The following is an 18495-nucleotide window of genomic DNA, read 5'->3' on the forward strand; positions in this document are numbered from 1 at the left end:
GGCCTGACCGGATTCCTGAGCCGACTGGCGGGTCTCAGCCCGTCCGGCGTTTGAGGACGAGGCCGAAGGCCGATCAACGGCGAGCCCGGCCCCGGGCAAGCAGCGGGCCGGGCAAGCAGCGGGCCGGGGCCCCGCAGTCGCGGTGCCCCGGCCCTCACCTGCTCCCGGGCGGCTAGCCCTTGAGCTTGGCCATCCACAGCTCGACCTCGTCGGACCGACGAGGCAACGCGGCCGACAGGTTCCGGTTGCCGTCCTCGGTGACGAGGATGTCGTCCTCGATGCGCACCCCGATCCCGCGGTACTCCTCCGGCACGGTCAGGTCGTCCGCCTGGAAGTACAGACCCGGCTCCACGGTCAGGCACATGCCCGGCTCCAGGGTGCCGTCGGCGTACGACTCGCGGCGCGCGGCGGCGCAGTCGTGCACGTCCATGCCGAGCATGTGACCGGTGCCGTGCAGCGTCCAGCGGCGCTGGAGCCCCAGCTCGACGACCCGCTCGACGGGGCCCTCGACCAGGCCCCACTCGACGAGCTTCTCGGCCAGCACGCGCTGCGAGGCGTCGTGGAAGTCACGGAACTTGCCGCCCGGCTTGACGGCCGCGATACCGGCCTCCTGGGCCTCGTACACGGCGTCGTAGATCTTCTTCTGAAGCTCGCTGAAGCGGCCGTTGATCGGCAGGGTGCGGGTGACGTCCGCCGTGTAGTAAGTGTGCGTCTCGACGCCCGCGTCGAGCAGGAGCAGGTCGCCGGAGCGCACGTCGCCGTCGTTGCGGACCCAGTGCAGGGTGGTGGCGTGCGGGCCCGCGGCGCAGATCGAGCCGTAGCCGATGTCGTTGCCCTCGACGCGGGCGCGCAGGAAGAACGTGCCTTCGATGTAGCGCTCGCTGGTGGCCTCGGCCTTGTCGAGGACCTTCACGACGTCCTCGAAGCCGCGCACCGTGGAGTCCACGGCCTTCTGCAGCTCGCCGATCTCGAACGCGTCCTTGACCAGACGGGCCTCGGAGAGGAAGACGCGCAGCTCCTCGTCGCGCTCGGCGGTCACCTTGTCGGCGAGGGCGGCCTCGATCCCGGCGTCGTACCCGCGCACGACCCGGACCGGGCCCGCGGCCTCGCGCAGCGCGTCCGCGAGCTCGCGGACGTCGGAGGCGGGGATGCCGTACAGCTTCTCGGCCTCGGTGAGGGAGTGGCGGCGGCCGACCCACAGCTCGCCCTGGCCGTCGAGCCAGAACTCGCCGTTCTCGCGGTTGGAGCGCGGCAGCAGGTAGACGGTCGCCTTGTGGCCGCCGGTGGTGGGCTCCAGGACGAGGACGCCGTCCTCGGTCTGGTTGCCGGTGAGATAGGCGTACTCGACGGAGGCGCGGAAGGCGTACTCCGTGTCGTTGGAGCGGGTCTTCAGGTTGCCCGCGGGCACGACCAGGCGCTCGCCGGGGAAGCGCGCGGACAGCGCGGCGCGCCGGGCGGCGGTCTCGGCGGCCTGCGCGACGGGCTGAAGGTCGTACAGCTCGGTGTCGGCCCACCCGGACTTCATGTTCTCGGCGAGCTCGTCGGAGACACCGGGGTAGAGGCCGTTCTTGCGCTGCTTGATCGGCTCTTCTTCGGTCTCCACCAGCTCTTCCGGGGTCTCCGGGTTGAGGGCGTCCGACACGGTCTGCCTCCTGTTTTCGCGGCTGTGTACGACACTGGGATCTCTCCATCGTACGGTCGTACGGAAGGGCTCCCAGGGCCGGAAGACCCGTTGCGGCAGGCTCACGCGGAGTGCCCGGTTCCTTACGCGCGCCGTGCAGAGGAGGGGTCTCGTACGTACCGCGCCGCGAGGGGGTCTCGTACGTACCGCGCCACGAAGGAGTCTCGTACGCACCGCGCCACGAAGGGTCTCCTGCGCACCGCGCCGCGCGGGCCCTACGCGAACCGCGCAGCGAGGAGCACGACGTCCTCCTCGCTGTCCTCGCTGTCCGCGCCGTGCGCGCCGTGCGCGCCGTCCTGTGCGTCGGGGCCCTCGGGCAGCATCGTGCGCAGGACGTGGTCGGCGATCGCGCCGGGGTCGTCGCGGGCGGCCTTCGGCACGCTCACCGCGGCCGCGTGCAGCCGGGCGAAGGCGCGGTCCATCGCGTCGCCGGTGCGGTGAAGCAGCCCGTCCGTATAGAGCAGCACCGTTTCTCCGGGCTCCGGGTGCAGCTCCACGCTGGGCGCCTCCCAGCAGGCGAGCATGCCGAGGGGCGCCGAGAGGGACGTCTCCACGAACTCCGTGCGCCGCTCGCCGACGAGCAGCGGCGGGCTGTGCCCGGCCCCGGCGAGCACGATCTTGCGCAGCGCGGGCTCGCAGTAGGCGAAGAGCGCCGTCGCCGCGCGCGCGGGCTCGGTCAGGCGGAGCAGCAGCTCCAGGTCGGACAGGACGGCGACCGGATCCTCGCCCTCCATCACCGCGTACGCCCGCAGGGACGCCCGCAGCCTGCCCATCGCGGCGACCGCGCTCGGCCCGGCCCCGGTGACGGAGCCGACCGAGAGGCCGAGCGCCGCCTCGGGCAGGGGCAGCGCGTCGAACCAGTCGCCGCCGCCGCGCGGTCCCGCGTGGTGCCGGACGGCGAGCTGCACCCCGGCGACGCGCGGGAGCCGGGAGGGCAGCAGTTCCTCGCGCAGGGTCGCGGTGGTCGAGCGGGCGCGGTCGAGCTCCACCAGGCGTGCCAGGTGCTCGGTCGCGTACTGGACGTAGCGGCCGACGACATGCCGTCGGCGCGCGGTCGGCTCGGCGGGCTCGTCGTACAGCCAGGCCACCGCGCCGACCCGCCCCGCCGCGTCCGTGACCAGCGGCAGCGCATAGCTGGCCGCATAGCCGAGGCGGACGGCGACCTCGCGGTGGCGGGGGTCGAGGGCGTCGTCGGCGAAGAGGTCGGGCTGCACGATCTCGGTGACGGGCGGCCGGGGTCCGCAGGCGTCGGTCGCGGTGGGGGCGCCCACTGCGTCCCCGGAGTCGCCCGCGGCCACCGCGTCTAGGGCGCTCGCGGAGCCGGCCGCGCCGGGGGCGTACGCGGCGGTGGCGTCGAGCAGCCTGCCGAACGACGTGGCGCCGCGCGGCACCGTCTCCAGATGGCCGAGGTCGGCGCGGGTCAGGCCGAGGCCGACCGTCGTGTCGGGACCGCGGCCGTCGGCGGGTTCCAGGACGACGAGACCGCGGCGGGCGCCGACCAGTGCGGCTCCCGCGCGCAGCAGTTCCTTGAGGGCCTCGTCAAGGGTGGCGGTGCGGGACAGGCGTTCGGCGAGTTCGTGCAGCGTGGTGAGGTCCGAGACCCAGCCGGCCAGGCGATCCTGGATCAGCGCTCCCGGCGCGCCCCGGGTGGATGAGGCGGGCGTGGCAGTGTGGGCGGGAGAGGGAACAGTGGAATCGATTCCGGCCACTTTCGGAGGATGCGGGGCGTTCATGGCTGACGGCTTTCCGACCAGCGCGTATTGCTCGATAGCATCGCAAACCCCCTGTCATCTTGCGTCGCTAGCAATGTCTCCACATCTACACGCAGTGGAGAGGGGATGTCCAGCATTGTCCTGCTGGGATTCGTGGTGTCCAAGAAGATGCGTGTGAATTCCGTGCAGCGGAAGAGATCTTGAGAACTTGTCTGAAAACTGTTGCAGCGAACGGCATATTGCGGTCGACTGACATTGTTCGAAGGAGCGTCACAGCGGTCGTGATGGGTACGTACTCGGTGATGGCCAGGGGCAGTTGCACGATGCCCGGAACCTGGTGGCCGAGTCGGGCGTCTAAACCCACGGCGACCGTGCCCCATCCTCCCGTGGCACGGGCGGCACGAAATGCGCGGGACGGCAAACGCCAGGCGCCGCCACCCCCCGCCACGTCAACGCTCGGCCCATAGGGGAGCCCCATGCCGCAGGCTGGGGAGTGATGCGCCAGCTTGTACGCACCTGTACGCACTTGCATGCACCTAGTACGCGCACCTCGTACGCACGGCGATAGAGATCCACTCATGGTGTGATGTGGCCCGAAGTGTCCCTCTGCGTGTAACGGAAAGGAACGAGCGCTCATGCGCGAGATCCTCGGAAGGCGACGCAGGCTCCTGTCCTGGCGAGTCGGTAGGAAGCCTGACCAGAGTCCCGCTCTGCTCGCGGCCCTGACCTTCGCGACAGCATGGCGCTGGCCCGTGCTGCCAGGCGTCGGTACGGACGACCAGGTCAGGCGGGGCCTCGGCGCCCTCGACACCCTCGGCACGCGCACGGACCGGCAGAGCGACACACGCAAGAGGAGCGGCAGGGGCGCCAGAAAGGCGGCCAGGGGCACCGGAGCGGCGGAGCTGCGCGGGGCGCCCGTTCGCTGTGCCTGCCCCGACCCCGACTGCGCCTTCCCCGGCGCCCACCCGCTCGACCCCGGACTGCTCGCCGCGACCACCGACGAGCGCATGGTGCGCTGGTGGTGGACCAATCGGCCCGGCGCACCGGTGCTCCTTGCCACCGGCGGACGCGCCCCCTGCGCCGTGAGCCTGCCCGCGGTGGCCGGCGCGCGCGCCCTGGCCGCACTCGACAAGGCCGGGGTCCGGCTCGGACCCGTCGTCGCCACCCAGGCCCGCGTCTTCATCCTCGTCGCGCCGTACTCGATGGAGCAGTTGGGCGCACTCCTGTATGCCAAGGACCGGGTCCCGGGCTCGCTGCGCTTTCACGGCGACGGTGGGTACGTCGCCCTGCCGCCGTCGGAGACCGGCCAGGGACAGGTGCGCTGGGAGCGTGCCCCGGCACCGGGCTCCGCGACCCCTTGGGTGCCCGACGTGCAGGCCGTCGTGGACGCGGTGGTCGACGCGCTCACTCGTACGGGTGTGAGCGCACCCGAGTTGTAGGGGTATTGGGCGCGGGACGAACAGGCCGGGTCTCCCCGGTCGTTATCTTCGGCCCATGCACCCGCGCCCGGCCGTGAACCCCCGCCTGCTCGCGCTCCTGGGCGTCGTGGCCGTCGCAGCGCTGCTGCCGCTCGCCGGCGCGTCCGCGGGCCCCGCACTCCGGGAGGACGCCGAAGCTCCCGGGCGGTCCGCGCCGGACGGGGACGCCAAGGCCTCCGGGCAGTCCGTGCCCGACGGGGACGCCAAGGCCTCCGGGCAGTCCGTGCCCGACGAGGACGCCAAGGCCTCCGGCCAGTCCGCGCCGGGCGAGGACGACCGCGCCCCTGACCGGCCCGCGCCCGCCGATGCCCCGCCCGCCGATGTCCCGTCTGTCGCGGCCCCGTCTGCCGACGCCCAGCCCCCGGCCGAGACCACCGCGCGCTGCGGCCCCGAGGTCTCCTCGCCGAAGGGCGTCGACGCCCAGACCTGTGTCCTGACCCAGGCCGGTGAGACCTGGGCACGCACGTACTACCGCAACGCCACCGGCGAGCCGATGAAGGCCGTGCTCAGCCTCATGAGCCCCACGGGACGCACCGTGCAGATGCACTGCCCGGTGGGCGCGGAGGACGAGCCGACGGCCTGCGACACACCCAGGGAACGCACGGCGGGCCCAGCGGCGCGGTACTCGGCGGTGGCGGAGTTCGCGGCGGAGCGCGGCGACGCCCTGCTGCTCAGGTCGGGCAGCAACTCCACCGCCGCCCCGGGCAGTTGAGCATGCGACCGTTCGCAGGGCACAGAAGCGCCCGGTTGCTGGCGACGGGGGATGCACCAGCAACCGGGCTACCAGAACGGTAACAAGAGATCGGCGCTTGGCAAATTCGATCTCAGTTATCCGGACAGGGATTTACCTGCCGCCAAGGGGAGTTGTGACAGGAGTCACGCGTTCCGATCCGACTGACTGGTGGGTCAGTGAGGGGGTGCCGCCGACGGGGCGGCCCACCTGTCTCACGCCCCGCCGCCGCGCACGCGCGGACCGGCCGCTGAGCCTGTCCCGACAGCCGTCCGGAAGTGCCCCGGCAGACGGCCGGACAGGTGCGGACGGGTGGCGTCCACGCATCGGCGCGGTCGCGCCCACGACACCCCGGCGGTCGGCGGAGGGTGTCCGGAGGGCCGGCCTCCGGGTGCCCCCGCAGACGGCTGACGGCGACTCCACGGTCAGCTGAGGGTGACCTGACGGTTGGTGAGGCCGCCGCGGGCCCTGCGCTCCTCCGGCGTCAGCGGCTCGGTGGCCGCGAGCGCCGTGGCGAGGCGCGCCGCGAACTCGGCGGCCGGCTTCTCGACGTCCGCGGCGCCGACGCCGCTCGGCAGGTCCCACACCGGCACGGTCAGGCCGTGCGCGCGGAACGAGCCGACCAGGCGGGTGCCCTCGCCGAGGCTCGACGTACCGGCGGCGTGCAGCCGCGCGAGGGCGTCGAGCAGCTGCTCCTCGGAGTGCGGCATGACCCACCGCAGGTGGTTCTTCTCCGGCGTCTCGCACCAGTACGCGGCGTCCACGCCGGACAGCTTGACGGTCGGGATGGCGGCGGCGTTCGCACGCTCCAAGGAGGCGGACACCTCCTGCGTCGCGTTCTCCGCGTCCGGCACCCAGAACTCGAACCCGGAGTGCACGACCGGCTCGAACGCGCTCTTCTCGTCGATCAGGTCCTGGAGTCGCGGCCCGTCGGCGGGCGCGCGGCGGCCCGCGACCGGCTTGCCCGGCTCGGTGGTGAGCGCACGCTTCAGGGTGTCCGCGAGGTCTCGGCTGATGTCGCCGGACGAGGTCTCGTTCTGAAGGCCGAGCAGGACGCTGCCGTCGTCGCGGCGCAGCGCGGGCCAGGCCATCGGCAGCACGGTCGCCAGGGTCACCGAGGGCACGCCGTCGGGCAGTCCCTCCTTCAGCGTGAGCTCGACGGTCGCGGCGGGCACCAGCTCGCGCAGGGCCACCCAGTCGCACTCGCCGGGCAGACCGTCGAACGGGCGCTGCACCAGCTCGGTCACCGCGTGCGCGGCGCCCCGGCCGTGACACGCCTTGTAGCGGCGGCCCGAACCGCAGGGGCAGGGTTCCCGGGCGCCGACCACCGGGACCTCGTGGTCCTTGAGCTGCGACTGCTTGCCCTTGTTGCCCTTGGTCTGCGGGCGCTTCTTGGCCATCGTGGGTGTCTCCCGGTTACGGCTCGCTTGCGTACGGGCGCGAGCCTAGCCGTTCGCCGCGGACCGGACCGATCGCGTGCGGGCCCGGGGGACGGGGTGCCGGGGACGGTGGGTGTCGCGTCGCGCGACCGGTGCGGATCGTGCCCGCGGGCCGGTGGGTGTCCCGTCACGGGACCGGGGCGCGTCGGCTCCGTGCGGCCGGTACGGGTCCTGCCACGGGCCCGCGGCCCCTCGTACCGGCGGCTCTTGCGCTCTCCCGCGGAGGGACCGGCCGATGCGGCGTGGCCCGGCTGCCGCTCGTCCTGCTTCCGGCCCGGTACGGGTCGTGCCGACCGGCCAGTGCGGGTCATGCCATGAGGCCAGTACGTCTCGTGCCGCGAGGCCGGGTCGGCACCGGGCTGCCGGGCCGCGGCACCTCGTACCGGAGGGGTGGTGGGCGCCGCGCCGCCGGGCGTAGCCGTCCTTGCCCACCCGAAGTCGCCGTGATCGCACCGGGATCTCCGGCGCCGGGCTCTGCCGCGGGCCCCGTCTTGGGCCCCCATCACCGGCCCCCGTCACCGGCATCCATCGTCGGTCGCCCCCCGGGGGGCCCCGTCGTCAGTCCCCGTCGTCGAACGAATCGGCGAAGGCGAGGTCGGATATCGTCGCCGCGGCGGCGGCCGGTGCCGCGACGCGCGTAGCGAAGTCCTCGGGGCGATGGTCGGACTGCACGAGAGCCCAGACCGTGACCTCGCCGTGGATGTCGTCGCGAACCCCCCAGTTCTCGGCGAGAGCGGTGATGATGTTCAGACCGCGGCCGCCGTGCGCCGTCACGGACGGTGTGGCCGGGACCGGGCGGGTCGGTCCGCCGCCGTCCGTCACCTCGACCGTGAGTCGTCCCGTCTTGTCGACGCGCCACGCGGCGCGTACGTCTCCGTCGCTGTCGCCGTCGTTTCCGTGCAGCCCCTCGCCGAGCGGCCTGCCATGGCGGCAGGCGTTGCTGAGAAGCTCGGACAGGATCAGAACGGCATCGTCGATGACCGTCTCCGACACCCCGCTGACACGCAACTGGTCACGCATCCGGTGTCTTGCTTCCCCCACGCCCGCAGGACCATGGGGTACGGCCATGCTCGACGACGCGGGCACCTCCCGTGCCACCACAAACGCCACCCCCGAGACCTCCTTTGCCCCACGCCACGGTGTGGATGCCCCAATGGACTGGACCGGAAACCGGCCAACGCCGGGATGGTGACGCACTCGACACGGTCGAACACGCAGCGAACGCGCCGGTGCACTCCCCGTGACAGGGCCTAGTCGCGGCCCAGTTGGGAGAGCACCTGCTTGGGGCGGTTGGTGATGATCGCGTCGACCCCGAGCCGGGCGCAGAGTTCGACGTCCTCGGGCTCGTTCACGGTCCACACGTGGACCTGGTGCCCGGCACGTTTGAGCTTGGCCACGTATCCCGGGTGATTGCGCAGGATCCGTACGCTCGGGCCGGCGATCCGTACGCCCCGGGGCAGTCGTCCTTCGCGGTGGCGGGGCGAGACGAACTGCATCAGATAGACCGTCGGCAGGGTCGGGGACGCGGCCCGCACGCGTTGCAGGGAGCGCGCCGAGAAGCTCATGACGCGGACGGGCGACGGGCCGTCGGCGGGCGGCGCGTCGAGGTCGAAACGCTTGAGCAGGTGCAGCAGCCGCTCCTCGACCTGACCGGCCCAGCGGGTGGGGTGCTTGGTCTCGACGGCGAGCCGCACCCGGCGGCCGGAGGCGTTGTTTTCGGCCACGAGCTCCAGAAGTCGCTCCAGGGTGAGGACCGAGGTGTCCGCCGGGTCCGGTGCCACGTCCCAGTCGGGCCCCTCCCCGTCGATGTCGCCCGCCGCGCCGCCGGGTACGCCCCCGGCCGCCCCCGGGGGTCCCCCGTGCTTCCAGGAGCCGAAGTCGAGGGTGGCCAGATCGGCGAGTTCCAGGGTGGAGACCGCGCCGCGGCCGTTGGAGGTGCGGTTCACACGGCGGTCGTGGACGCACACGAGGTGCCCGTCCGCGGTGAGGCGTACGTCGCATTCGAGGGCGTCGGCGCCGTCCTCGACGGCCTTCTTGTAGGCGGTGAGGGTGTGCTCCGGTGCGTCCTCGGAGGCTCCGCGGTGGGCGACGACCTGGATGTGGTGCTGTCGTGCGTGGGTCACCGCGTCATCGTGCCATCGCTGCCCCGCCGCGCCCGCCGTGGCCGCCGTGCGGGTCGGCCGTACTGGTCGGCCGTAGTGGTCGGCCGTGCGGGTCGGCCGTGCGGGTCGGAGTGGGGCGGGGTGCGGCGGTTTCGCCCGCCGTGAACGCACAGCCTCGGCTTATGGTGCCCTGACAGCCCATGGGAAAAGCTGACTACAGACAAATCTGAACCGATCTGATCGTTTGCTGCTCTCAGGCCGTGACCGAGTACGACAGCGTGGACCGAGGAGAAGAAGCTGTGAGCACCGAGAACGAGGGCACCGAAGTACCTCCGGCCCCGTCCGCACCTCCCGTGCCGGTGGACACTCCCGCTGCTTCCGCCCCCGAGACGTCGGCGCAGCAGCCCCCGGAGCCGTCCGGGGGAGCCGCCGCGCCGTCCGGGGCGACCGCCGCCGGGAGCGAGCCGGCCGCGCCGGGCCCCGCTCCGGCGCAGGCCCCGGCGCCCGCGGCGCCCCCTGCCCAGGCCCCGAGCGCTCCGGCTCCCACTCCGGCCCCGAGCGTCCCGGACCCGTACGCCCACACGGCCGCGCACCACGGCGCGGGCCAGAACCCGACAGCGCACCCCGGCGCGGGTCACACAGGCGCGGGCCACCCCGCCACCGGCCACCCCGCCACCACGCAGAGCCCGGTCGGCGCCTGGCCGCCGCCTCCCCCGCCGGCGGTGCCGACGTACGCGCAGGACGGCGGGCACGGCGGCGGTGCGGGTTCCGGCTGGGGCGCCTCCTGGGCGGCGGAGCAGCCGTCCGCGCCGAAGCCGAGCGGTCGCCGCAGCGGCCTGGTCGCCGCGGTCCTCGCGGCGGCGCTGATCGCGGGCGGTGTCGGCGGCGGCCTCGGCTTCTGGGCTGCCGACCGCAACGACGACGGCGGCACGGACTCGACGACGGTCTCCGCATCGGACTCCCCGGCCGACCTCAAGCGGCAGCCGGGTTCGGTGGCGGCCATCGCGAACAAGGCGCTGCCGAGCGTCGTCACGATAGAGGCCCAGAGCGGCAGCGGCGAGGGCGGCACGGGCACGGGCTTCGTCTATGACACCCAGGGTCACATCCTCACAAACAATCACGTCGTGGCGTCCGCGGCCGAGGGCGGCAAACTGTCGGCAACGTTCTCGAACGGAAAGAAGTACGCCGCCGAGGTCGTCGGCCGCGCCGAGGGCTACGACGTAGCGGTGATCAAGCTCAAGGACAAGCCGGCGGACCTCACACCGATCCCGCTGGCCAACTCCGACAAGGTCGCCGTCGGGGACTCCACGATCGCCATCGGCGCCCCCTTCGGCCTGTCGAACACGGTCACCACGGGCATCGTCAGCGCCAAGAACCGCCCGGTGACCTCCAGCGACGGCGGCAACAAGAGCTCGTACATGAGCGCGTTGCAGACCGACGCCTCCATCAACCCGGGCAACTCCGGCGGTCCGCTCCTGGACGCGCGCGGCGCGGTCATCGGCATCAACTCCGCGATCAAGCCCGCCGACAGCGGCGGCGGCCTCGGCGGGGGCGGCCAGTCCGGCTCCATCGGCCTGGGCTTCGCGATCCCGGTCAACCAGGCGAAGAACGTCGCGCAGCAGCTGATCAGGACGGGCGAGGCCACCTACCCCGTCATCGGCGCGTCGGTCGCCCTCGCGGAGACCTCGGACGGCGCCACCATCTCCGACCGCGGCGCCGGCGGTTCGGGCCCGGCGGTGGAGCCCGGCGGCCCCGCGGCCAAGGCGGGTCTCAAGTCCGGCGACGTCATCAAGAAGCTGGACGACATGGTCATCGACAGCGGCCCGACGCTGATCGGCCAGATCTGGACCCACAAGCCCGGCGACTCCGTGAAGATCACCTACGAGCGCGACGGCAAGGAGCGCACGGTCGACGTGGTCCTGGGCGCACGCAAGGGCGACAGCTGACCCGCTACTCTTGACCCCGCGCCACGGTCCGTCGGGCCGCGGGCGCGGGGTGGGTTGCCCGAGCGGCCTAAGGGAACGGTCTTGAAAACCGTCGTGGTTCACGCCACCGTGGGTTCAAATCCCACACCCACCGCACCAGTTCGGCCGCAGCGCCGACGACACGGGGCGCCTCCGGTTTCCGGGGGCGCCCCGTCGCCGTGTTCCGGGGCGGTCCTCTCCGCGCGTGGGGTGGTCCCTCCGGCGCGGGCGGTACGGGTGCCGCGTGGGCGATGAGCCGCCCGGGTGAGGGGGCGGTACCTCGCCGGGGTGCGGCGGGTTACCGGTGGTGGCAGGGCCTGGGCACCGGGTGAACGGTGCCCCGGGGCACGACCGTCGTGCCCGAGGGCGTGCTGCCGGAAAGGACACCGGCATGAGGATCGCCGAGGTGGTGGCGGGAGCCGTGGGCACGGTCGTGGCGCTGGGGGCTCTGGGGACGGCGGCAGCACCCGCTGCCGCTGCCGACGAGCCGTCGAGGAAGGGGCTGGGGATCACGTCGATCATCGCGAAGGACTCGTTCGACGGGGTGCCCGGCAAGGAACTCGTCGAGGGGCTCGACGACCGCTCCTGACCCCGGGTGGGGCCTGGGCCGCCGACGGGCCGCGTGCTGTCGGGCCAGGACGACAGGCCGCCCCAGGGTTTTCGGGCGTGGCCGGTCGGGCGTGCCTTGTCAGGCGTGGGCCTTCGGGTGCGGCTGGTCGGGCGTGCCTTGTCAGGCGTGGGCCTTCGGGTGCGGCTGGTCGGGCGTGCCTTGTCAGGCGTGGGCCTTCGGGCGTGGCTGGTCGGGCGTGCCTTGTCAGGCGTGGGCCTTCGGGCGTGGCTGGTCGGGCGTGCCTTGTCAGGCGTGGGCCTTCGGGTGCGGCCGGTCAAGCGTGCCTTGTCAGGCGTGCCCCGTCAGGCGTGCCGCCGAGGCGAGCGTCGATCGGGCCTCGCGGAGGGTGAGGCCCACCCGGAGGGCCGCGTCCGTGAGCGGGCCGGTGAGGGCCTCGCCGATACCGTTCTCGTAGGCGCGGCACGCGGCCCAGAACAGCCGCGTGTTGCGCTGTCCCTCGTGTGCGGCCAGGACGAACTGGACCAGGCCCTGACCCTGTTGCGGGTCCGGCGGGACGCCCCCGCGCGGCGGCGGGGGCCGGCGGCGCGGCGCCGGGACGAGCAGGCGCAGGAGCGCGGCGGGGCAGACGGCGGGCGGGAGATGGGCCGTGCCGGGCACGGTGCTGTAGACGCCGCGCTCGGTACGTGATCCCGGGCCGACCAGATATCCGCCCGCCCCGCGGATGTCGATGCCGGGGGCGAGACGGCCCGCGGAGTTGGGCACGACGGTGTCGGGCGGCCCGGAGAGCCAGATGTGCCGGCCGCCGCTCGGGGTCGTCACGACGACCGTGTCCGGGATCGTGAACAGGTGCCGCAGCGCCAGCTCGCGCAGCGCGGCCGGGGCGTCCGTGCCGGACTTGGTGTCCAGGTCGATGCCGATCAGGTGGTACGGGGGAAGCCCGCACGCGATCCCGTACCCGGAGGCCCAGGGCGCGGCGGCGAACAGTTCGCGGATGCGGTGCGGGTCGCTCGACGCGTCGTACACGCCGTGCCCCATGCGTCCGCACGCGCCCCGGCAGGGCGACGGCGTCGGCGACGTGGGATCGGCGTGCGGGAGCCCGGCCTGCGGATCCCCGTGGTGCGGCTTGCCGTGGTGCGGCACGCCGTGGTGCGGTGAGCGCAGCGCGGGGAGCTTGGTCCGGGACAGCGGGATGACGGCGAGCCCGCGCTCGGCCGCGGACAGGGCGTGGGCGAGCGCGAGGGTGGCGGTGTGCCGGGCGGCGACCCGGGCGGGGTGGCGGGCGTCGGGCCCGACGGGGGGACCGGGGCTGCCGGGGCGCTCCTCGGCGGCTCGGCGGGGGGTCTCATCAGGGGTGTTGCGATCTGCGTCATGGCGGTCGGAGGAGGCCATGTCTCATTTTCGTACAGGCGTTCGACGATGGGCAGAGGGATGGCCGGGGGTGGCACGTCCCGCGGTGGTGGCGGCCCTTTCTTCCGGCGGCCGCCGGAACGCTTCAGCCCGTGCGGCGTCTCGATTCCGGCGCCCGCGCGAAGCCGCGCGGAGCGTCTGCTGATGCAAAGCATGTTTATCGACTTGTCCTCACGCTTGCGGGGGAATCGTGTCTTCCGGGGTGGTTCCGAGGGGATTCGGTGGGCAACTCTGGAGTCGCGACGTCGTGCAGTGCAGAAACCGAGGTGGTCGGCCAACCGCCTTGCTGCAAGCCCTAGTTGAGTTGATTCCGGCGCCCTGCCGGGGTGAATCTCCCGTTCTGGAGGAACGACATGGCAAGCATCCGTACCGCCCGTGCCCTCGCTGCTGTCGCGGCCCTGCCCCTCGCCGCCGCTCTCTTCTCCGGTGTGGCGATGGCCGACAACGGCTCGTTCGCGGACGACGGATCCAACGCGGGCGTCGCCACAGTCATCGGCAGTGGCGTCGGCGACGACAACAACGGCAACTCGGCCACTACGCAGCAGCAGGCGATCGGCAATGGCGCCTCGAACCAGAACAACACCGCCCAGGTGAACGGCTCCGCGTTCACGGCCATCGAGCAGTCGAACGCGAATGTCGCCGTCAACTTCAGCGAACTCTGGTGAGCCGAGGCCTCGCCGGGGAGTGATCCCCGGGGGCCGGCTCTGTGGGGTGATGTGATGTCTGTGCGGCGGTGCCACGGCACCGCCGCACAGTCGTGTGCGGGGGCCTTGACGGCCGGGAGTCTCCTGACGGACAGTCAGAAGACCTTGTGGGCGAGCAGGAGCCGGGTACGGGGCGGAGGGACGAGGATGGCGGGTCTGCCGCATGTGCCGAGAGTTCCGTACGAGCCGGGGATTCCGTCCGGACCGGGGGCCCGAGGCGAGCCGGAGCCCCGGGGCGAGCCGGGGGCCTGGGACGGGCCGGGGGCTCCGGTTGACCCGGACGGCGAGTTGTTCGCGCGGCTGGAGGGGTTCGTGGGGCGGCCCGCCGTTGTGGCCGCGCGCGGCAAGGATCCGGTGAACGCCCCGATGATCAGGCACTGGTGCGAGGCGATGGGCGACACGCACGCCGCGTACGCCGGAGCGGACGCCGTCGCACCGCCGACCATGCTCCAGGTGTGGACGATGGGCGGCCTCTCCGGGCACTCCGGTTCCTCCGAGCAGTCCGGGCCCTTCCAGCAGTCCGGCTCCTCCGAGCAGTCCGGCTCCTCCGAGCACTCCGGCCGCTCGGAGGCGTACGACGAGCTGTTCGCGCTCCTCGACGACGCCGGTTGCACCTCCGTGGTGGCGACCGACTGCGAACAGGAGTATCTGCGTCCGCTGCGCCCCGGTGACGAGATCACCTTCGACGCGGTGATCGAGGAGGTGTCGGAGCGCAAGACGACCAGGCTCGGCAAGGGCCACTTCGTGACCACGCGGATGGACGTCCGCGCGAACGGAGAACCCGCCGGGACGCACCGCTTCCGGATCCTGAAATACGCCCCCGCACGCCGACGACCGGACGATGCGGCGCCACCGGCCGCCGGGAGCCGGCGGCCGCGACCCGTGATCAACAGGGACAACGCGGGATTCTGGGACGGCGTCGCCCGGCACGAACTGCTCATCCAACGCTGCACCGCCTGCGCCCGGCTGCGTTTTCCCTGGCTGCCCGGCTGCAACGGCTGCGGTGCGCCGGAGTGGGACACGGTCGCGGCGGGCGGCGACGGCACGGTGTTCTCGTACGTCGTGCTGCACCATCCCCCGTTCCCCGCCTTCGACCCCCCGTACGCGGTCGTGCTCGTCGAGCTGGCGGAGGGGGTGCGGATCATCAGTGAACTAGTGGGGGTGGCACACGACGAGGTGCGGATCGGGATGCCGGTGCGGCTCGACTTCCGGCGCGTCGACGAGGAGTGGGAGCTGCCCGTGTTCCGGCCGGTCGCGTCTCCGGCGTACGAGGGGGCCGTACCTCCGGAGGAGCCCGTATGACCAGGTCAGGTACCTCTCTCCCGCCTCTGGAGATCCCCGTCACCCGTACGTCGATCGTCGCCGGGGCCATCGCCTCGCGGGACTACCAGGACGTGCACCACGACGCGGAGCTCGCGCGCGAGAAGGGTTCCCCCGACATCTTCATGAACATCCTCACGACGAACGGCCTGGTGGGCCGCTACATCACGGACTGCCTGGGCCCGGGAGCCACCTTGCGGAAGGTGTCGATCCGCCTTGGGGCGCCCAACTATCCCGGGGACACGTTGGTGTTGACGGGCACGGTCGAGTCGGAGACCCGGGGCGGCGGCTCGGAAGCCACTCTCACCGTCCGGGTCGTCGGCGCCAACAGCATCGGCAAGCATGTGACGGGCACGGTCACGGTGACGGTTCCCGCAGGTCAGGGCGGTGCAGGCCGGGGCAGTGCAGGCCAGGGCAGTGCAGACCAGGGCGGCGCGGCATGAGCGTACGGAACAAGGACGGTCTCGGCGGGCGGGCGGCGATCGTCGGGACAGGCGCCACGGAGTTCTCCAAGGACTCCGGACGCAGCGAGCTGAAGCTGGCCGTGGAGGCGGTGCGGTCCGCGCTCGACGACGCGGGGCTGCGGCCGGCCGACGTCGACGGCCTGGTCACGTTCACGATGGACACCAGCCCGGAGATCACGGTGGCGCAGGCCGCGGGCATGGGGGAACTGTCGTTCTTCTCCCGCGTGCACTACGGCGGCGGCGCGGCCTGTGCGACCGTGCAACAGGCGGCGCTCGCGGTGGCGAGCGGAGTGGCCGAAGTGGTCGTCTGCTACCGGGCGTTCAACGAGCGCTCCGGCCGCCGCTTCGGCTCCGGGGTGCAGCACAGGGAGCCGTCGGCGGAGGGCGCGGCGCTCGGCTGGGCGCTGCCGTTCGGCCTGCTCACGCCCGCGTCGTGGGTGGCGATGGCGGCTCGGCGCTATCTGCATGCGTACGGTCTCGCGCCGGAGGTCTTCGGGCATGTCGCGGTCACCGACCGGAAGTACGCGGCGACGAACCCGGCGGCGTACTTCTTCGGCAGACCCATCACGTTGGCGGAGCACGCGGCGTCGCGGTGGATCGTCGAGCCGCTGCGCCTCCTCGACTGCTGCCAGGAGACGGACGGCGGGCAGGCGCTCGTGGTGACGAGCGTGGAACGCGCCCGTGACCTGCGGCGACCGCCCGCGGTCATCGCCGCCGCGGCGCAGGGCGCGGGCCGGGCACAGGAGCAGATGACGAGCTTCTACCGCGACGACCTCACCGGTCTGCCCGAAATGGGAGTGGTCGCGCGGCAGTTGTGGCGGGCCGCGGGCCTCTCGCCGCGGGAGGTGGACGTGGGGATCCTGTACGACCACTTCACTCCGTTCGTGCTGATGCAACTGGAGGAGTTCGGGTTCTGCGCTGCTGGTGAGGGGGCGGAGTTCGTGGCGGAGGAGCGGTTGCCGCTGAACACGCACGGGGGGCAGCTCGGTGAGGCGTATCTGCACGGGATGAACGGCGTCGCCGAGGCCGTGCGGCAGGTGCGGGGCACGGCGGTGAACCAGATACGCGACGCCGCGCGCGTCCTGGTGACGGCGGGCACCGGTGTCCCCACATCGGGGCTGATTATCGCGGCGGACGGCTGAACGCGGCGCGTGTCCCGCGCCCGGCGGCGGGCCCGACCCGTTCACTCGCCGTATGCGCCACCGAAAGATGCTCTTGGGACTAGTACTTGGCCTGGCCGCGGCGACGCTGGCCATGGACACGACCACACCGACCGATGCGAGGTCGGCCGACGTGGGGCCGCCCGCCGCCGGAGGCGGACGCGCCGCCCCCGCCACCTTCTACGGCCGGGCCTTCGACACCTGTCAGGCACCGCCCGTCGACACGATGCGGCGCTGGCTCGCGTCCGACTACGGCGCGGTGGGGGTGTACTTCGGGGGCCGCGGCCGGGCCTGCGCCAAGCAGAAGCACCTGAGCCGGGAGTGGCTGAGCAAGGTGGACGACCTGGGCTGGCGGGTCCTTCCGGTGTACGTCGGCTCCCAGTCCCCGTGCGTCGTGGCGAAGAACAAGCAGCACGTCCGCATCGGGAGCGACCCCTGGAAGCAGGGCACCCAGGAGGGCGCGGACGCGGTCGAGCGTGCCGGGGACATGGGCATCCGACCGGAGAGCCCGCTCTACCTGGACATGGAGGCGTACCGGTACAAGCAGCGGGACTGCGCCAAGGACACGCTCTCCTTCGTCCGCGCCTGGAACCGCGAAGTACGCAGCCACGACTACGTACCGGGCTTCTACAGCAGCGCCAATTCCGGCGTAACGCACATGGACCAGGCACGGCGCGACGGCGTACGGGACCTGCCGTCGGTGATGTGGTTCGCGCGCTGGCACACCGACCCCGACCTGAACGGCGAGCCCGCGCTCGGCCGCGACGCCTGGCAGCCCAACAGCCGCATCCACCAGTACGCGGGCAACGTCACGGAGCGCCACGGCGGGCGCACCGTCACCATCGACCGCAACCTCGTGGACGCACCGGTGGCCACGCTGGGCTAGGCCCTGTCGTCATGTGGCAGGTGGGAGTCTGACGACAGGCCTTAGGAGGCTCCCGGGGTCGGGCGCTTCGCACCGGCGCACTCCGCGTGCGCCGGACCCGCGCCCCCTGCGCGGTCGATATGGCCGATCGCGTACACCTCAGGGTTGAACCCGCAGGGGTCCGCCGCGTCTCCTCCACCTTCAGGAGGTGGGGCTGGCTCCCCTCGTACAACCTGAGGCGGACAAGGCTTCGGGACCTGCGGCCGATCCGCTGATGTAGGGGTCGCTTCTAGCGTGGAGCCATGACCGCATCCATGGTGACCGTGTGCACCAGCGCATCGAAGGCCGCGACGCGGACCACGAGTCCTTCCGCCTACCCGTCGTTCGCCTCTTATGTACGGGCGCGTCAGCCGGTGCTCCTGCGCACCGCCCGCTCGCTGACGGCGAACCCGAGCGATGCCGAGGACCTGCTGCAGACGGCGCTGACGAAGACGTATGTGGCCTGGGACCGGATCGAGGACCACCGGGCGCTCGACGGCTATGTCCGCCGGGCCCTGCTGAACACGCGCACCTCGCAGTGGCGCAAGCGCAAAGTCGACGAGTTCGCCTGCGACGAGCTGCCCGAGCCCGAGACCGTCCCGGCCGGTGACCCGGCCGAGCAGCAGGCGCTCCACGATGCGATGTGGCGCGCGATCATGAAGCTGCCCGCGCGGCAGCGGGCGATGGTCGTCCTGCGGTACTACGAGGACCTGAGCGAGGCCCAGACGGCCGAGGTGCTCGGGGTGTCCATCGGCACGGTGAAGAGCGCCGTGTCCCGCGCGCTCGGCAAGCTCCGTGAGGACCCGGAGCTGACGCCGGTCCGCTGACACCGAGGATCGACGGGGCCGGTCCACCGAGG

General features: G+C 72.5%; 16 protein-coding genes and 1 tRNA gene. 11 read left to right on the forward strand and 6 right to left on the reverse strand.

Annotation, left to right across the window (positions count from 1 at the left end; all coding sequences use genetic code 11):
• Nucleotides 1-172: 172 nt before the first annotated feature.
• Both GPA10_RS32465 and GPA10_RS32470 read right to left on the reverse strand, forming a co-directional pair.
• Nucleotides 173-1642, reverse strand: a complete 1470-nt coding sequence (locus GPA10_RS32465; protein WP_343041574.1) for an aminopeptidase P family protein — start codon at nucleotides 1640-1642, stop codon at nucleotides 173-175.
• A gap of 254 nt (nucleotides 1643-1896) precedes the next feature.
• Nucleotides 1897-3414, reverse strand: coding sequence for a PP2C family protein-serine/threonine phosphatase (locus GPA10_RS32470; protein WP_157168586.1), 1518 nt, complete (start codon nucleotides 3412-3414; stop codon nucleotides 1897-1899).
• Nucleotides 3415-4028: 614 nt separating this feature from the next.
• On the opposite strand from GPA10_RS32470, the gene GPA10_RS32475 reads away from it, so the two are divergent.
• Together GPA10_RS32475 and GPA10_RS32480 are read left to right on the forward strand one after the other, a co-directional pair.
• Nucleotides 4029-4832 carry a bifunctional DNA primase/polymerase gene (locus GPA10_RS32475; protein WP_157168587.1) on the forward strand — a complete coding sequence of 268 codons (804 nt, stop codon included), beginning with the start codon at nucleotides 4029-4031 and terminating at the stop codon, nucleotides 4830-4832.
• A 55-nt stretch (nucleotides 4833-4887) separates the two neighbouring features.
• Nucleotides 4888-5583 (forward strand): hypothetical protein, encoded by a 696-nt coding sequence (locus GPA10_RS32480; protein WP_157168588.1) that lies wholly within the window; start codon nucleotides 4888-4890, stop codon nucleotides 5581-5583.
• 443 nt (nucleotides 5584-6026) lie between these two features.
• Here GPA10_RS32480 and GPA10_RS32485 read toward each other — a convergent pair whose 3' ends face one another.
• From GPA10_RS32485 to GPA10_RS32495, 3 genes are all read right to left on the reverse strand, one after another.
• Nucleotides 6027-7001, reverse strand: a complete 975-nt coding sequence (locus GPA10_RS32485) for a DUF5926 family protein (protein WP_157168589.1) — start codon at nucleotides 6999-7001, stop codon at nucleotides 6027-6029.
• A 597-nt stretch (nucleotides 7002-7598) separates the two neighbouring features.
• Nucleotides 7599-8237 (reverse strand): ATP-binding protein, encoded by a 639-nt coding sequence (locus GPA10_RS32490; protein ID WP_343041575.1) that lies wholly within the window; start codon nucleotides 8235-8237, stop codon nucleotides 7599-7601.
• A gap of 53 nt (nucleotides 8238-8290) precedes the next feature.
• Nucleotides 8291-9163 carry a glycerophosphodiester phosphodiesterase gene (locus GPA10_RS32495; protein WP_343041576.1) on the reverse strand — a complete coding sequence of 291 codons (873 nt, stop codon included), beginning with the start codon at nucleotides 9161-9163 and terminating at the stop codon, nucleotides 8291-8293.
• 278 nt (nucleotides 9164-9441) lie between these two features.
• On the opposite strand from GPA10_RS32495, the gene GPA10_RS32500 reads away from it, so the two are divergent.
• The 3 genes from GPA10_RS32500 to GPA10_RS32510 all read left to right on the forward strand — a co-directional run bounded on the left by GPA10_RS32500 (nucleotide 9442) and on the right by GPA10_RS32510 (nucleotide 11695).
• Nucleotides 9442-11088 carry a S1C family serine protease gene (locus GPA10_RS32500; RefSeq protein ID WP_343041577.1) on the forward strand — a complete coding sequence of 549 codons (1647 nt, stop codon included), beginning with the start codon at nucleotides 9442-9444 and terminating at the stop codon, nucleotides 11086-11088.
• 48 nt (nucleotides 11089-11136) lie between these two features.
• Nucleotides 11137-11221, forward strand: a tRNA-Ser gene (locus GPA10_RS32505).
• Between the two features lie 276 nt (nucleotides 11222-11497).
• Nucleotides 11498-11695 (forward strand): hypothetical protein, encoded by a 198-nt coding sequence (locus tag GPA10_RS32510; RefSeq protein WP_157168590.1) that lies wholly within the window; start codon nucleotides 11498-11500, stop codon nucleotides 11693-11695.
• Between the two features lie 309 nt (nucleotides 11696-12004).
• On the opposite strand, the gene GPA10_RS32515 is transcribed toward GPA10_RS32510, so the two are convergent.
• On the reverse strand, nucleotides 12005-13066 hold the full coding sequence (locus GPA10_RS32515; RefSeq protein WP_246260214.1) for a bifunctional DNA primase/polymerase: 1062 nt from the start codon (nucleotides 13064-13066) through the stop codon (nucleotides 12005-12007).
• A gap of 371 nt (nucleotides 13067-13437) precedes the next feature.
• Between GPA10_RS32515 and GPA10_RS32520 the strand changes: the two genes are divergently transcribed.
• The 6 genes from GPA10_RS32520 (at nucleotide 13438) to GPA10_RS32545 (ending at nucleotide 18463) form a co-directional block, all read left to right on the forward strand.
• Complete coding sequence (locus tag GPA10_RS32520) at nucleotides 13438-13749, forward strand: hypothetical protein (protein ID WP_058849949.1); 312 nt, start codon at nucleotides 13438-13440, stop codon at nucleotides 13747-13749.
• Nucleotides 13750-13935: 186 nt separating this feature from the next.
• Nucleotides 13936-15090, forward strand: coding sequence for a Zn-ribbon domain-containing OB-fold protein (locus GPA10_RS32525; RefSeq protein WP_157168591.1), 1155 nt, complete (start codon nucleotides 13936-13938; stop codon nucleotides 15088-15090).
• Complete coding sequence (locus GPA10_RS32530; RefSeq protein WP_157168592.1) at nucleotides 15087-15551, forward strand: MaoC family dehydratase; 465 nt, start codon at nucleotides 15087-15089, stop codon at nucleotides 15549-15551. Before GPA10_RS32525 ends, GPA10_RS32530 begins: the two co-directional genes overlap by 4 nt.
• Nucleotides 15548-16714: a lipid-transfer protein gene (locus GPA10_RS32535; RefSeq protein WP_157168593.1), complete on the forward strand. Its 1167-nt coding sequence runs from the start codon at nucleotides 15548-15550 to the stop codon at nucleotides 16712-16714. The genes GPA10_RS32530 and GPA10_RS32535 overlap by 4 nt, the downstream gene beginning before the upstream one ends.
• A gap of 73 nt (nucleotides 16715-16787) precedes the next feature.
• Nucleotides 16788-17618, forward strand: a complete 831-nt coding sequence (locus tag GPA10_RS32540; protein WP_157168594.1) for a DUF1906 domain-containing protein — start codon at nucleotides 16788-16790, stop codon at nucleotides 17616-17618.
• A gap of 281 nt (nucleotides 17619-17899) precedes the next feature.
• The gene (locus tag GPA10_RS32545) at nucleotides 17900-18463 is read left to right on the forward strand and encodes a SigE family RNA polymerase sigma factor (protein WP_016639082.1); all 564 of its coding nucleotides are present in this window, start codon (nucleotides 17900-17902) and stop codon (nucleotides 18461-18463) included.
• The last annotated feature ends 32 nt before the right edge of the window (nucleotides 18464-18495 follow it).

It is taken from the genome of Streptomyces typhae, assembly GCF_009755605.1.
Classification (GTDB): domain Bacteria; phylum Actinomycetota; class Actinomycetes; order Streptomycetales; family Streptomycetaceae; genus Streptomyces; species Streptomyces typhae.

What these genes read in the sequence shown, in the direction of transcription:
- GPA10_RS32530 (WP_157168592.1), top strand. Translation starts at nt 15,087, where the DNA reads ATGACCAGGTCAGGTACCTCTCTCCCGCCTCTGGAGATCCCCGTCACC.
- GPA10_RS32545 (WP_016639082.1), top strand. Translation starts at nt 17,900, where the DNA reads ATGACCGCATCCATGGTGACCGTGTGCACCAGCGCATCGAAGGCCGCG.
- GPA10_RS32480 (WP_157168588.1), top strand. Translation starts at nt 4,888, where the DNA reads ATGCACCCGCGCCCGGCCGTGAACCCCCGCCTGCTCGCGCTCCTGGGC.
- GPA10_RS32510 (WP_157168590.1), top strand. Translation starts at nt 11,498, where the DNA reads ATGAGGATCGCCGAGGTGGTGGCGGGAGCCGTGGGCACGGTCGTGGCG.
- GPA10_RS32520 (WP_058849949.1), top strand. Translation starts at nt 13,438, where the DNA reads ATGGCAAGCATCCGTACCGCCCGTGCCCTCGCTGCTGTCGCGGCCCTG.
- GPA10_RS32485 (WP_157168589.1), bottom strand. Translation starts at nt 7,001, where the DNA reads ATGGCCAAGAAGCGCCCGCAGACCAAGGGCAACAAGGGCAAGCAGTCG.
- GPA10_RS32535 (WP_157168593.1), top strand. Translation starts at nt 15,548, where the DNA reads ATGAGCGTACGGAACAAGGACGGTCTCGGCGGGCGGGCGGCGATCGTC.
- GPA10_RS32525 (WP_157168591.1), top strand. Translation starts at nt 13,936, where the DNA reads ATGGCGGGTCTGCCGCATGTGCCGAGAGTTCCGTACGAGCCGGGGATT.
- GPA10_RS32470 (WP_157168586.1), bottom strand. Translation starts at nt 3,414, where the DNA reads ATGAACGCCCCGCATCCTCCGAAAGTGGCCGGAATCGATTCCACTGTT.
- GPA10_RS32475 (WP_157168587.1), top strand. Translation starts at nt 4,029, where the DNA reads ATGCGCGAGATCCTCGGAAGGCGACGCAGGCTCCTGTCCTGGCGAGTC.
- GPA10_RS32515 (WP_246260214.1), bottom strand. Translation starts at nt 13,066, where the DNA reads ATGGCCTCCTCCGACCGCCATGACGCAGATCGCAACACCCCTGATGAG.